This window comes from Allobosea sp. NPDC055594 (assembly GCF_053618995.1).
Genome location: NZ_JBSHIO010000010.1, coordinates 70,197 through 84,182 on the forward strand (window position 1 = coordinate 70,197; position 13,986 = coordinate 84,182).

Annotated in this window: 11 protein-coding genes and 1 tRNA gene; 3 read left to right on the forward strand and 9 right to left on the reverse strand. The window is 69.0% G+C overall.

Annotation, left to right across the window (positions count from 1 at the left end):
• Positions 1-95: 95 nt before the first annotated feature.
• The 6 genes from ACWGRX_RS19465 to ACWGRX_RS19490 all read right to left on the reverse strand — a co-directional run bounded on the left by ACWGRX_RS19465 (position 96) and on the right by ACWGRX_RS19490 (position 4,936).
• A tRNA-Leu gene (locus tag ACWGRX_RS19465) sits at positions 96-182 on the reverse strand.
• Positions 183-386: 204 nt separating this feature from the next.
• Positions 387-1,025: a DUF1190 domain-containing protein gene (locus ACWGRX_RS19470; RefSeq protein ID WP_452118884.1), complete on the reverse strand. Its 639-nt coding sequence runs from the start codon at positions 1,023-1,025 to the stop codon at positions 387-389.
• A gap of 29 nt (positions 1,026-1,054) precedes the next feature.
• On the reverse strand, positions 1,055-2,635 hold the full coding sequence (locus tag ACWGRX_RS19475) for an AMP-binding protein (protein WP_452118885.1): 1,581 nt from the start codon (positions 2,633-2,635) through the stop codon (positions 1,055-1,057).
• Between the two features lie 81 nt (positions 2,636-2,716).
• The gene (locus tag ACWGRX_RS19480) at positions 2,717-3,748 is read right to left on the reverse strand and encodes an amino acid ABC transporter substrate-binding protein (RefSeq protein WP_452118886.1); all 1,032 of its coding nucleotides are present in this window, start codon (positions 3,746-3,748) and stop codon (positions 2,717-2,719) included.
• A 50-nt stretch (positions 3,749-3,798) separates the two neighbouring features.
• Positions 3,799-4,434: a L,D-transpeptidase gene (locus ACWGRX_RS19485; RefSeq protein ID WP_291647423.1), complete on the reverse strand. Its 636-nt coding sequence runs from the start codon at positions 4,432-4,434 to the stop codon at positions 3,799-3,801.
• A gap of 22 nt (positions 4,435-4,456) precedes the next feature.
• The gene (locus ACWGRX_RS19490) at positions 4,457-4,936 is read right to left on the reverse strand and encodes a hypothetical protein (protein WP_452118887.1); all 480 of its coding nucleotides are present in this window, start codon (positions 4,934-4,936) and stop codon (positions 4,457-4,459) included.
• A 426-nt stretch (positions 4,937-5,362) separates the two neighbouring features.
• Between ACWGRX_RS19490 and ACWGRX_RS19495 the strand changes: the two genes are divergently transcribed.
• Positions 5,363-5,887, forward strand: a complete 525-nt coding sequence (locus ACWGRX_RS19495; protein ID WP_452118888.1) for a hypothetical protein — start codon at positions 5,363-5,365, stop codon at positions 5,885-5,887.
• A 16-nt stretch (positions 5,888-5,903) separates the two neighbouring features.
• Here ACWGRX_RS19495 and ACWGRX_RS19500 read toward each other — a convergent pair whose 3' ends face one another.
• Both ACWGRX_RS19500 and ACWGRX_RS19505 read right to left on the reverse strand, forming a co-directional pair.
• Positions 5,904-6,437, reverse strand: a complete 534-nt coding sequence (locus tag ACWGRX_RS19500) for a dihydrofolate reductase family protein (RefSeq protein ID WP_452118889.1) — start codon at positions 6,435-6,437, stop codon at positions 5,904-5,906.
• Between the two features lie 108 nt (positions 6,438-6,545).
• The gene (locus ACWGRX_RS19505) at positions 6,546-7,196 is read right to left on the reverse strand and encodes a glutathione S-transferase family protein (RefSeq protein ID WP_452118890.1); all 651 of its coding nucleotides are present in this window, start codon (positions 7,194-7,196) and stop codon (positions 6,546-6,548) included.
• Positions 7,197-7,442: 246 nt separating this feature from the next.
• Between ACWGRX_RS19505 and ACWGRX_RS19510 the strand changes: the two genes are divergently transcribed.
• On the forward strand, positions 7,443-8,366 hold the full coding sequence (locus tag ACWGRX_RS19510; protein WP_452118891.1) for a cell wall hydrolase: 924 nt from the start codon (positions 7,443-7,445) through the stop codon (positions 8,364-8,366).
• 134 nt (positions 8,367-8,500) lie between these two features.
• Here the strand turns inward: ACWGRX_RS19510 and ACWGRX_RS19515 are convergent, their stop codons facing one another.
• Positions 8,501-11,296 carry a phosphoenolpyruvate carboxylase gene (locus ACWGRX_RS19515; protein ID WP_452118963.1) on the reverse strand — a complete coding sequence of 932 codons (2,796 nt, stop codon included), beginning with the start codon at positions 11,294-11,296 and terminating at the stop codon, positions 8,501-8,503.
• 1,350 nt (positions 11,297-12,646) lie between these two features.
• On the opposite strand from ACWGRX_RS19515, the gene ACWGRX_RS19520 reads away from it, so the two are divergent.
• Positions 12,647-13,705, forward strand: coding sequence for a serine hydrolase domain-containing protein (locus tag ACWGRX_RS19520; protein ID WP_452118892.1), 1,059 nt, complete (start codon positions 12,647-12,649; stop codon positions 13,703-13,705).
• Positions 13,706-13,986 lie beyond the last annotated feature (281 nt).

Consider the following 13,986-nt stretch of genomic DNA (forward strand, 5'->3'; position numbering starts at 1 on the left):
AAGGGCGCGCGCAGCAAACGCAGGGCCGCGCGGTCGTGCCGCCACGGCAACGCGCCGGGACAGTTCGGAGGCAGGGATCGGGAATCGGGATCGGGTGGTGCGGACGGCGGGGATCGAACCCGCACACCATCTCTGGCGAGGCATTTTAAGTGCCTTGCGTCTACCAGTTTCGCCACGTCCGCGCCGGGACACGGTTAGCCTCCCGCGCGCACGGCCACAAGGGCAAGCGCTCCTTGCTCAGGCCCGGAACTGCGCCGTCATCCCTGACGATTCGCGCAGCGGCGCAGCTCCGGCATCCACCACAGGACTGCCGCGCCTTCCGATGGATCCCGGGGCGAGCCCGGGATGACAATGCGTGTCGGAGTCGCCTGCGATTAGCCGCGGCGTCAGCGCCGGCGGCTCGGCTTGTACCATTCGACCCCGTCGGGATCGACATAGAGCCCGGGCGCCACATCCGAGCCGATCTTCTTCTGCTCCATCGGCACGGGCACCGTGTCGTCGCGGTCGCCGCGGCGGATATAGGGGCCGCTCGCCTGCGTCTGGCCGCGCCCGCCACCGCCGATCACGCTGCGGCGTCCCGCGACCTTGTCGTCGAGCGCCGCGACCTTCCGGGCCGTGAAGGCGATCCTGGCCGAGCCCTCGACGATCGGCAGCGCCCTGGCGGCCGTCCCCTCGCCGCTGACGCGGATGCCGACGAAGCGCGGCACATAGCTCGCAGCCCCGCCGCCGCGCGCCAGCGCATCCCAGCCGCCGGTGGTCGAGACCTGGGCGCCGCAGCGCTTATGGGCGCGCTCGCACAGCGCCCGCGAGGCATAGCGCGGTGCCTTCTGCTCGAATTCGGCGCGGGCATTGCGATAGGCGAACTCGCATTGCTCGGCCGAGAGCTTGCCGGCCTCGATGCATTCGTCGCGGCGCACATAGGTCTGTCCGACGGCCTGCGCCGCGAGATCGGCCGGCGCAAGCGCCAGCCCGAAGGCGAACAATGAGGCCATCCTGATCATGGCGACGGGAAGCAGTAGCAGCATGCCCCCTCTGAGATCATGCGAATGTGGCGTCACAGCAGCGGCCGCATCGTGATCGCCAGCTCGCGCGTCGCGCCATAGTCGATCTTGCCGTTGCCGAGCACCGGGATGGCGCGGGTGACGAGCAGCGCCTTCGGCATCCACAATTCCGGGAAGCCCTGAAGCTTCGCCTCGTCCTGCAGCGCCTTCTTGTCGGCATCCGGCTTTTCGGTGACGAGCACGAGCTGCTCGCCCTTGCGCAGATCCGGCAAGGCGACGACGACGTGATTGAAACCCGGCCACAGGCCGGAGATCATCGATTCGACCGCCGCCAGCGAGACCATCTCGCCGCCGAGCTTGGCGAAGCGGCGCGCCCTGCCCCTTATGCTGACGAAGCCGTCCTCGATCGCGACGATGTCGCCGGTATCGTGCCAGCCGCCCTCGGGCGGGGCGAGCGTGCCGGGGCTGTCGGCGTTGAGATAGCCCAGCATCACATTGGGGCCCTTCACCATCAATCGGCCGCCCTCATGGATGCCCTCGACCGGCTCGAGCCGCGCGGTGATGCCGGGCAGGAGCCGCCCGACACTGCCCTCGCGCATCGCCACCGGCGTATTGCAGGCGAGCACCGGCGAACACTCCGTGCAGCCATAGCCCTCGAGGATGGTGGTGCCATAGGGCTCCCAGAGCCGGCGCGTCTCCGGCTTCACGCGCTCTGCCCCGGCGACGACATAGCGCACGCTTCTGAGGTCTCCCTCGTCGGCGGCGCGCGCATAGCCCTGCAGGAAGGTGTCGGTGGCGAACAGGAAGGTCGCGCCGGTCTCGGCGATCAGCCGCGGCACCTGCTTGTAGTGCAGCGGGCTCGGATAGAGCACGACCTTCATGCCGTGCAGCAGCGGCATCAGCAGCCCCGCCGTCAGGCCGAAGGAATGGAAGGCCGGCAGCGGATTCATGACGATGTCGCGCTCGGAGAGGAAGCCGGCGGCGAGCTGGAATATCTGGCGGGCATTGGAGACGAGGTTGGCATGGCTCAGCACCACGCCCTTGGGCTTACCCTCGGTGCCGGAGGTGAACAGCACCACCGCCGGTTCGTCCGGGCCGGCCGCATGCCGACGATGGACGAACCCCGGCGCCAGCGCCGCGATCGCGCCGAGCAGCTTGTCGAGGCTGGTCAGCCGCTTGCGGACATCCTCGAGATAGATCACCCGCCTGCCCTGGCCGATCGCCTCGATCACCTCGTCGAGCTTGGCCTGGTCGATGAAGCGCCGCGAGGTGACGATGGTCGAAAGCGGCGCGACCTCGCAGGCCGCCTTGAGGTTCTTGGTGCCGGCCGTGAAGTTCAGCAGCGCCGGCACCCGGCCATAGGCGGAGAGGCCGAACAAGGTGACCGCCATGCCCTGCATGTTCGGCAGCAGCAGCCCGACCTTCTCGCCCTTCTGCGTCTGCGCCGCGAGCTTGCGGCCGAGCACGAAGGCGCCGAGCACCAGCCGGCCGAAGCTGATCGGCTGACGTTCGGGGTCCTCCAGCGCGATTCGCGCCTTGCCATGGCGGGAGACGGCGGCGAGCAGGGCCGAGAACAGCGTGGTGCGCGCACCCTCCGCGTCGAAGGGCTCCGCCCCGAATTCCGTGGCCACCATGCTGCGCCCTGCTCCCGGCTGCGTTTCCTCTGGCCGTACCCTAAGGCGGGACGGCTTGCGAGGGAACGGCGCAGGCGCCGGTCAGCGCATCGGCGGGGCGTAGAGCACGCCGCCCATGTTCCAGAGCTGGTTCAGCCCGCGCGGAATGCCGAGAGGCGAGTTCACCCCGAGATTGCGCTCATAGATCTCGGAATAATTGCCGGTCGCCTTCACCGCCCGGATCGCCCAGGCCTCGTCGAGGCCGAGCGATTTGCCGAAGCCGCCCTCGGCGCCGGTCAGGCGGCGCACATCCGGCTTGGTCGAGGCGACGGCCTCGTCCGCATTGGCCGCGGAGACGCCGAGTTCCTCGGCGTTGACCAGCGCGAAATTCACCCATTTGACGATGTTGAACCACGGGAAATCGTCGGAGCGCGTCACCGGGCCGAGCGGCTCCTTCGAGATCACGTCGGGCAGGATCACGGCATCGCCCGGCTTCGGCAGCTTGAGCCGTTCGGCATAGAGCGCCGACTGGTCGCGGGTCAGCACATTGCACTGGCCGGACTGGAAGGCGGCGAGCGCCTCGGCGGCGCTCGGAAACGCCTTCTCCTCGAAGCTCATCGAATTGGCGCGGAAGAAATCGCCGAGATTGAGCTGGGTCGTCGTGCCGGCCTCGACGCAGACCTTGGCCTTGTCGAGCGACAGCGCCCCGTCGACGCCGAGCGAGCGCGCCACCAGGAAGCCCTGCCCGTCATGATAGGTGATGCCGGCGAAGGCGAGGCCGAGCCCGGCCTCGCGGCCGAGCGTCCAGGTCGAATTGCGCGAGAGCAGGTCGACCTTGCCCTGTTTCAGCGCCTCGAAGCGCTCGCCGGCCGAGAGCGGCGTGAAATTGACCTTGCCGGCATCGCCGAGCACCGCCGCCGCCACGGCACGGCAGAAATCGACGTCGAACCCGGCCCAGCGCCCCTGCGCATCCTTCTCGGAAAAGCCGCGCAGCCCTTCGCTGACGCCGCATTCCAGCGTCCCGCGCTGCTTCACCTTGTCGAGCGTGCCGGCGACGGCGGGCAGCGCGACGAGCCCCGCGGCGAGCACGGCGAGCGCCGATGGCTGGAGACGAATTCGGAACGCGCCTCGCATGGGGTCGGATCTCCTGATTGCTGAATGGCGTGCGGCCTTGAAAAGGCCGGTCAGATCGTCGCCTTGTGTCGCACCACGACCTTGGTCCCGAGCGGAACGCGCGAGTAGAGGTCGATGATATCGCCATTGGCCAGGCGGAAGCAGCCCGACGAGATCGACTGGCCGATCGTCTCCGGCTGGTTGGTGCCGTGGACACGGAACACGGTCGAGCCGAGATAGAGCGCGCGCGCCCCCATCGGATTGCCCGGCCCGCCGGCCATGAAGCGCGGCAGATAGGGCTGGCGCTGCAGCATCTCCGGCGGCGGGCGCCAGTCCGGCCATTCCGCCTTGCGGCTGACCTGGACGAGGCCGGACCATTGGAAGCCCTCGCGGCCGACGCCGATGCCGTAGCGCAGCGCCCGGTTGTTGGGCTGCACGACATAGAGGAAGCGCTCGGCGCTGTGGATCACCACCGTGCCAGGCGCCTCGTTCGAGCGGAAGAACACCATCTGCCGGGCATAGGGCCCTTCGGTGATGGTGACCTCCTCGGTCGAGACCCGGCCCGGCTCGTCGCCGACATCCATCGTCTCGGCCGGCGGCACCATTCCCTTGCCCTGCGCCTGGACGGCGGCCGGCCAGGCAAGCGCCAGCGTTAGTGCCGCGGCGCCGAGGCCGCCGAGAATCCGTGTCATGTCGGGCTTTTTCATGCGCGATCTCGGCTCGCGGGTTTCAGGTGCCGCAGCGGGCGTAGATGAAGGTGCCGTAGCGGCGGTTCGCATCGGGATCGACGAAGCGCATGGTCAGCATCGAATCGCTCGCCGAGAGAATCTCGCGGTCCTGCGGATCACCCGCCGGCGCCTCGAAGCCGACATAGTTCTTGCCGCCCGGCCCGCCTTTCAGGCGCAGCTCATAGGGTTTGGGATCGTCGGCGACATGCATCATCACGCCGTCGGTCGGGCCTTTGGAGATGGTATAGGGCTGGGAGCAGCCGGCCTTGGCCTGCGCCTCGGTGCGCTTGCGGTCCTTCTCGGTGTGGAAGGAGGCGATGCCCCAGCGCCCGATCAGGCGCTCGCGCGGAATGCTCGAAGCGGTCGAAGCGCCGCCGGCGGAAACCCCGCCGCCAGCCGGCCCCTGGCTCGTCGAGCCGCAGCCCGCGAGCAGCAGCGCAGCGCCGAACAGGCAGGCGCCCGCCGCGCCTCGGCCCGCCATTGCGGAAATCTCCGCTCGCCCCCTGCCCCGGAGACGACCGATGATCGCCACCGGATACGCCAACGCCATGCGCATGCCTTCTCCCCCCGCTTCGGCCCATCATGGTCTCGGCTTTCCGCCGCGGTCAACGGTCGGTTCGGCCCCGAAGCTTTCGCCGTGCCGAATGAGCACTTCGGCGCCAGGGTCGCAAGGTCACCGGCCCGTCCGCTCCTGGCAAACGGCGCATGGCGACGATGCGCCGCCCGCAACGCCTCGGAAATTAACCGAGAAAGCGTCAGAAACGCGAATGAAACCAAGACCTTCGGAAAGCGGAGCGCACGCCCTCGAAAGGATTGCCAACAAGCGATTCAGCACTTGCCGATTTGCACGTTGAGATCGCCCTGCCCGCTCGCTATTTCCTGATGCTCAGAGCTGGGAAACGCCGCCTTGTCCGCCGATCGCAACCGCCTCACCGCCGTCATCGCCCTCGCCGCGGTCTCCCTGACCAGCGCCGTTCCGGCGCAGGCGAACTTCCTCGAAACCCTGTTCGGCATCGCGCCGCGCCGGGTCGTGGCGCCGGTGCCCGAACGCGAGCCGCTGCACATGACCGTGCGCCCGCGGGCACCGCGGGACGGCCGGCCCGGTGTCGCGACCAAGGAAGCCCCGCCGACGCCGCGCGTCGCGCCGATGGAATATGCCAGCGATCCCTATTGGTATCTCAAGGACCCGACGCTGAAGAAGGGCGACGTCATCGTGCTCGACGGCCGCGTCGTCGTCTTCAGCGGCGGCGAACGCAGCTACAGCAGCTTCCAGTCGATCAAGGAGAGCCGGCTGCTCTCGGAGCGGGCCAAGAAGCAGCTCAGGCACATGGTCTCGACCCCCATCGACACGCATACGGTCTGGAAGCCGGCCGAGATCATGAAGAGCAACGGCGCCATGACCACCGTCGAGGTCTCCGAAAGCGCCCGCTGAGCGTCGCGGGCCGCGTTCAGGCCGGGACGTAGCTCAGTCTGATCACGCCCTCGCCGACCGGCTCGCTGGCCATGAGACGAAGCGGCGGCCGCGGGCCGGCGAAGAACGGCATGCCGCGCCCCAGCACCACAGGGTGGAAATAGAGCCGGTACTCGTCGATCAGGCCGAGCTCGGTCAGGCTTTGCGCCAGCTCCGGCCCGGAGACGGCGATCTCCCCGGCAAGCCTCGCCTTCAGGCCGCGGACCATCGCGGCGAGGTCCCCCGCGACCAGCGTCGCATTCGGGCCGACGGATTTCAGCGAACGCGAAAATACCCATTTCGGCTGCTTCCGCCACGCCATGGCGAAATCGCGCCGCGCCGCATCCCAGGCAGGGTCGTCCTCATCCCAATACCGCATCGTCTCGTACATGCGGCGGCCGTAGAGGCTGGCGGCCAGGGCGCGCACATGCTCGGTCCAGTGGCGGAACAGCACCGGACCCACCTGCATCTCCGGGTGGAGGTCGACATAGCCGTCCAGGGACTGGTTCATGCCGAAAACGAGCTTCGCCACGCTGCTGGCCTCCCTGTGGTTGTGTTCAGTTTAGAGCGAGGCGTGGTCACGCAAAAGTGACGTTGGAACGCCTGCCGCGCCATCGTCCCGTGCCCGGCAGCAGCACGATCAGCCCGCCGAAGCGGCGGTGTAGACCGCGAGCTGCGCCGCGAAGGCGCGCCGATAGGCGGGCCGCGCCTCGCCGCGTGCGACATAGGCGGCGAGGTTCGGATGCTCCTCCAGCAGGCCCGAGCCTTGCAGCCGGCGCAACACCGTCACCATCAGGAGGTCGCCGGCGCTGAAGGCACCATCGAGCCAGTCCGCCTCGCCGAGCCGCCGCGACAGGTCGCCGAGCCGCTTGCGGATGATGCTCTCCAGAGCCTGCAACCGCTGCTCGTACCAGGGCTGATCACGCTCGAGGATCGTCGCGAGAGAGCGGTCGAAGATTTGCGGCTCCATCGTGTTGAGCGCCGCGAACATCCAGGCGATCGCGCGCGAGCGGGCGTTCGCCTCCTGCGGCAGCAGGCCTCCATGGCGCTCGGCGATATGCAGCACGATCGCCCCCGACTCGAACAGGCAGAGATCGCCCTCCTCGAAGCTCGGGATCTGTCCGAAGGGTTGGAGAGAAAGATGAGCCGGCTCGCGCAGCGCCCGAAACGACAGGAGCTGGACCTCATAGGGCTGGCCGACCTCTTCCAGAGCCCAGCGGACTCGCATGTCGCGCGCCAGCCCCCTGCCACGGTCGGGCGAGCGTTCGAAGGCGGTGATGGTGACGGTCATCATCTTGCTCCCGACTATTGCCTCGCAGGCTCGCGTGAGACGCCCGCAGTCGCGGAACGAACCGCCGGAGCGGCCTCCGACAACCCGTCTCGTCCTTTTCGAGCGTGAGTCGCCGTCATCTCGCGCCGCACAACTTTGCCTCTTCCTTCCGAAATTAACCTTCTGGTAAGAGGAAGGGGATTCCTTGCCGGAGATGACGGACCGCCACCCTGGGCAGCCCCGATCCCGTAATCAGGAGGTTGCCGCATGACGCGGACCGAGATCGCTGCGAACGCTACCCGTCTTTCCGGCAAAAGCCGCCACGGTCGCAAGGCGATCCCGCTCCTGGTTTCACTGGCGGCTCCGGTCCTGGGCGCCTGCAGCATGACGCCGGTCGAGACCGCCTCGACCACGGCTCGGACGACCGCTGCGAGCACCGCGCCGAAGCAGAGCCACGAGATCCGCAAGCGTGCCATCGCCTTGGCCAAGGCCGACCCGCGCGAGAAGGAATGCCTCGTCCGCGCGATGTATTTCGAATCGAACCGCTCCAGCGAATCCGGCCTGCTCGGCGTCGGCACGGTGGTGATGAACCGGGTCGGCGCGCCGCGCTATCACGATACGATCTGCGGCGTCGTCGGCGCCCCCAAGCAATTCGCCTCCGGCGTGCTCACCCGCCCGATGTCGGCGCGCGAACTCCCCAAGGCCGAGGCCGCCGCCGAAGCCATCCTCGCCGGCAAGCGCAACGAAGCCGTCGGCAACGCCAAGCATTTCCACATGGCGGGGATGCGCTTCTCCTACCCCAACATGCACTATGTGACGGTGGCTGGCGGCAACGCCTTCTACGTCAAGGGCGAGCGCCCGGAGCGCCGCCGCATCGAGGAGCCGAGCTCGCAGGTCGCCGCGCTTTCCGAGCCCGCGCCACTCGCGACCAGCGCCTCCTCGGCCTCGACCGCCTTCGCCAGCGCGCCGCTCGCCTTCGCCCCGGCCGCGCCCGCCCCTGCGATCGCCCTGGCCACGAGCTCAGCCTCCTATGTCGTCGCCAATGCAACGCTGCCGCCGAGCCGCCCCTACGATCTCGGCATCGCCCGCAAGACCACGCAGGCCTTCATCGCGCCGCCGAAGAGCGACGCCCGCATCGCGGCGCTGATGCCGCCCTCCCGGCCGCTGCGCGGCTCCCTCGCGCTGGACTGACGGCTGCAAAGCCGCAAGCGCGACCGGCTTCGTCATGGTCGGGCCTGTCCCGACCATTCACGTCTTCCTTGACGACGCGCGGCGTTCAAGCCGTGGCTGCTCGCCACGCGGGCGAGCATGACGGGGCGGCGATCTCAGCCGAACGCCCCGATCTCATGCTGGATCGCGCCGGAGATCTCGCGCAGCAGCGCAAAGCACTGACGCATCGGCTCGACCACGTCGCGATGCAGCGCCGCATAGGCGCCGCCCTCGCGCGGCCCCGGCGGCTCGCCGAAATCGAGGCCGAGCGCCGGGTCGGGATTGAGCGGGAAGATTTCGCCGAGCAGGACGAGCGCCCCGGCCATGTCTAGCCGCAGGATGCGCTCCAGCAACAGCTCGCGCGTCACCCCGGCATGCGGTCGGAAATCCGGGATATGCGTCGCCGAGAGCCAGATCCGGTGCAGCAGCGAAAGCCGCAGCGTGTGCAGCGCGACCAGCCTGACCGGCATCGCCGGCGGCTCGCCCGCCGCCTCCTTCAGCTTCAGCCGGTCTGAAGCGAAGCGCCAGAACAGCCGCCGCAGCGCCGGTGCGAGGTCGAGCCGCGCCAGCGCCTCGGCGACCGCGAGCAGCTCGTCGCGCCGCCCCTCCCTCTCCGTGCGCCGCGCCCGGTCGAACCAGGAGCCGGCATCGAGCGTGTCGAGATAGGCGCGCAGCACGTCGAGATCGCTGTTCGCCATGGCATGGGCGGCGAGACGATAGGCCCGGCCGAAGCGCTCGGAACTTTCGCGCATGCTCGCGAACAGCTCCGGCGCCCGCCCCGCCGCCTGGCCGATGCCGTGCACGCTGTTCGCCAGCCAGCCGAGCTGCTGCAGGATGGCGTTGTTCGGGATGGCCCGCAGCTCCCGGGGATGGCGGATCACCGCCGGCCCACCGGCATCACTCTGCCGCGCCGCGGGGCGCGAGCCGGTCTTGTCGAGCAGGGACGGGCCGAACGTGCCGATCAGCGCGGCATAACCGGGATCGTCGACGAGATGGGTCATCTCCTCGCGCACGGTCTGGAAGAACTCGGTGGCGAAGTCCGGCTCGGCATAGATCGGATCGTCCTCGCCATCCGCCGGATCGGCGAACACGGCCTCGGCGATGCGCGCCACCGTCGCCCCGGCGAGCCCCTTCGTGCCAAACAGCAGATAGCCGTCGCTGCCCTGGAAGCTGGTCTCGCGGGTGACCTTGACGCCGGCCTTGGCGAAGGCACGCCGCGGCCACTCCGGATCGAGATAGGCGAGCCGGTCGGCGAGGCTGTCGGGATGGGCGCCGCGCCCGGCCGACTCGCCATGGGTGTCGAAGATGACGAGCTCGATCTCGGTCAGCCCGTAGCGCTGCAGCAGTTCGAGAATGCGGCTCCTCAGCCGCTCGACCCAGAAGGTCGCCGCGACCTGGCCGATATAGCGCCCGGAATCGGAATAGCCGAACTGGACGCAGAGCCTGCCATGACGCTTGAGATAATCGCGCCAATGCGGGCTGCGCAGCGCCTCGTCGATGATGCGCGGCCCCTGCTCCAGTGCATCCGACGTCTCGAAGAGCGGCGAGATCTCGACGTGATCGGCGATGCCGAAGCGCTTCGCGAGATAGAGCGCCGAGAGCAGCGTATAGCCGGTCTCGGTCTCGGCGATCAGGAAGCGCACCGGCCGCGAGCCGTCGACATGCTTCACGATCTGCGCGACCATCATCATCATCCGCGCCGCCGAGGCGCGCTCGACCGCGAGCGCGCCGAAATCGACCGGCGTCGGCTGCGCCTTGGCGAGCGCCTGGTTCGCCGCCGCGAGGAAGGCGCGGCGCTGCGCCGGCTGGGCCGGGTCCTCGTCGAGCGGAATCACGCCGCGCATCGCATTGTGGAGCTGCGAGGCGTTGAGCCGGAAATGCGGCAGCGCGATCGAGACGCCATGCGCGATGACGCCGGCCCGCGCCAGCACCAGCGCGCTCGCCGCCTCATCGTCCTCGGCCAGCACGATCGCCTTGTCGAGCGCCGCCAGCAGCTTCGAGGCGTCAGGCAGGGCCGCCTCGCGCTCGCCGACCAGCGAAAGCGAGAAGGACTGCAAGGCCGCGATCTCCGGCTTGCTGTTCAGCGGCGGGCAGAGCGCAAGCTGCCGCTCGACCGCCGCGAGCGCAGCCTCGAGCAGCGCCCTCACCTCGGCGGCCGCCCGCGCCTCCGGCAGCTTCTCCAGCAGACGGAAGAACTGGCCGCGCTTCGATTCCAGCCGGTAGCGCAAAGTGTCCCACCAGCCGATATCGGTGCGCCCATCGGTATCGCTGCCGACCCAGGAGGCGAGCTGCAAAGCGCGCGGCCGGAGCTCGCGCCAGCGCTGCGGCCAGCGCGCCCGCGCCTCGGCGAAGAAGGCCGCGTTCAGCCGGTCGATCGCGTCGCGGGCATGGCGCACCGCGAAGCGCGCCTGCTCGAACTCGTCCTGCAGGGTGATCGCCGCATCCGGCCGGAAGGAGAGATCGGCCGCCCTCAGCACCGCCGCCTCGCCTTCGTTCGAGGCGAGCTCGGCCAGCGCATGCGCCACCGCCCGGCTCATCCCGAAGGTCGGATGCGCGGTGAACACGGCGGCGAAGCGCAGCCGCGCCAGCGCCGCGCCATAGGCTTCGAAGGGTTGGGCCGAAGCGCTCGCCTCCTCGCCGACGCGCCGCGCCAGCGCCGCATAGGCTTCGGCCTCGTCACGCTCCAGCCCGACATAGGACGCGACGCGCCCTGCCCGGTCGGCCAGCGCGGCGCGGCCGAGCTCACGGATCAGCGCCGCGGTGTCGGCGAGCGTCACCTCGCCGCGATCCATCTTGCGGGTCAGCCAGAGCGTGGCGCGCAGCACCGGATTGCCGAACGGGTCCTCGCGCGCATCCCTGCGCGCCTGCACGATCGCCGCCGACAATTCACCTGCCAGCACCGATGGCGACATTTCCTCCGCAGCCACGCCGCTCTCCGTCTTCTTTAAATCGTTTGATGAGGCGGCTCGCAGGGGAGCAGGATTCCAATTCTACCGCAACCGCGAAAAGCGTTGCGGCGCCGCAGCAGACGGATGCGACAGGCGCGGGAACCTCGACGCAGAACCCCTCTCCTGGAAGGAGAGGGGCAGGGGTGAAGGACCGCCGCCGATAATTGGAGTGCTACCGAGCCGTTGCGCCTTCTACGGATAGGGCAGGCCCTCATCCCTGCCCTTCTCCCACACGGGAGAAGGGTTCCCCGCGCCTCTCCCTCGCACGCAGCCGCCTCCACCGGGGACGACCCGCCAACTTATCCCCGCCCCCAAAACCTCGCTTATGCTTCTGCCCGTCCCGCCCGAACCGAGGGGGCTTCGCGAGGCATCATGAGGCCGGGCGGGAGAGCGGTCTTCGCGGCGAAAGGGCCTTGCGAGCCCGGACAAGCGCGCTCCACAAAGGTGTGATCCACCTTTGCGGCCGGCCTGCCCGTTCCACCGCGGAGGGGTTTTCGTCGATGGGAGAGGCCCTCCCAGTCCTGCCGGACGTAACCAGACGGCGAAGACACCATAGAGAACCGCGCGCGGGGCTCGGGAGGCGGCCAATGGCGCTGCTTCGACAGAAGACATCGACATTCGGCACGCAGCCGTCGACTGCGACGCCGCCCGGCCCCGCGCCCTCCCTCGGATGGCGTTCCAGACGCTCGCGGCGTCGAGCCGGCGAGAGCATCGGCCTGTCGCAAGCAATCCCGTCAGCGGCGCGGCAGCGATCGCATTCCACATCGCTTGTCCGGATCGTGCTGACCTCACACAGCCACCCCCGTCATCCTGGGCGAGCGAAGCTCGGGCCGGGATCCATCTTAGAGCTCAGGAGCCCTACGATGGATCCCGGAGCTGCGCGGCTTCGCCGCTTGTCCAGGATGACCGGGTTGGGCCCCCGAACCTCCAGACCTCATCCTGAGGAGGCCCGAATGGGCCGTCTCGAAGGATGCTCCAGCTGGTTCCAGCGCCTCCGCGAACATCCTTCGAGACGGCCGCCGAAGCGATCTCCTCAGGATGAGGTTGAGTCTTGCCGCAAGCTTGCGGGCCACTGACATGTGCGCTCAATCGCGAACTCCGCCTCGATCCCGCGACCTTCGCGGAGACGATGATCGAGGAGTGGGGCGGCGCCCCCATCGACACAATCGATGACAACTCAGCACGAATTGACCGCTTCCGACCCAAAGCAGGCATTCCTCTGGGCACCTCGGAGCCCGCCCCGGCAGCGGCAGACACTCGCCGGCAGCAATGCTAAACCCGCTCACCAGCCTCCACCTCCCACGAGTCCCCGCCTTGCCCAGCTCCCTCTCCTCCGCCCGCCTCCAGGACGCCGTCGCCTTTGCGCAGGCGCATGACTCGCCCTGGCCGCGCAGCATGTTCTATCCGGACGGCGCCTATGTCGGGAATCGCGAATGGGACGAGAAGGGTCCCTGGACCGAGATCGTCGGCCCGGTCGAGCCGCGCGGCGGGCCGGCCGGCATCGTCCTGAAGGGCGGCAAGCTCGCCGCCGAATGGGGCGATGTCGAGCGCCCCGACATGACCTTCTCGATCGCCAAGAGCTATCTTTCGGTGCTGGCGGGCCTTGCCGTCGCCGACGGGCTGATCGCCGATATCGACGAGCCCGTGGGCAAGAGCGTCGACGGGCCGCATTTCTCCAGCCCGCATAATGCGAAGATCACCTGGCGCCATCTGCTCAACATGAACAGCGAATGGCAGGGCGAGATCTTCGGCAAGTCCGACCAGGTCGACCATTTCCGGCAGATCGGCGTCGGCGCCGACAACAGCCGCAAGGGCCAGCGCCGCGCGCTCGGCGCGCCCGGCAGCCTCTACGAGTACAACGACGTCCGGGTGAACGCGCTCGGCTACGCGCTGCTGCGCCGCTTCGGCCGGCCGCTGCCTGAGGTCCTGCGCGAGCGCATCATGGACCCGATCGGCGCCTCGCAGGGCTGGCGCTGGGAGGGCTACGAGACCTCCTGGCTCGAGATCGGCGGTGAGCGCATGCAGTCGGTCCCCGGCGGCGGCCATTGGGGCGGCGGCCTGTTCATCAGCGCCCGCGACCATGCCCGCTTCGGCCAGCTCGTCGCGCAGAAGGGCGTCTGGGACGGGCGCGAGCTGATACCCTCCGCCTGGCTCGAACAGTCTCTGGTGCCCTCGCCGACCCTGGCGAATTACGGCTTCCTCTGGTGGCTGAACGTCAACCCGAACCTGCCGGCGAGCGCCTTCAGTGCGCAAGGAGCCGGCAACAACCTGATCTGGATCGACCCCGAGCACGAGCTCGTCGCCGTGCTGCGCTGGATCGACAAGGCCGCGATCGACGGTTTTCTGGAGCGGCTGGTCGCGGCGGTGGAGTAAGCCCCCTTCTCCCCTCCGGGGGAGAAGGTCCCGGCAGGGGGATGAGGGCGGCGCGACCGGGTGCGCCGCCTCTGCGGCAGCGCCATCCTTCCCTCATCCGTCAGCGCTTCGCGCTGCCACCTTCTCCCCCAAGGGGAGAAGGGTTCCCCGCGCCCGTCATCCGCCGGCGGCGCATGACGTTGCGTCCATGCATTCAGCGAGCAGCGCCCTCGCCTGCCCGCCCTTGCAGCGCCTCCCGCCCCCGCGCATAGAGCCGGCTCTCCTCGCCCGAAAGCCGCTGC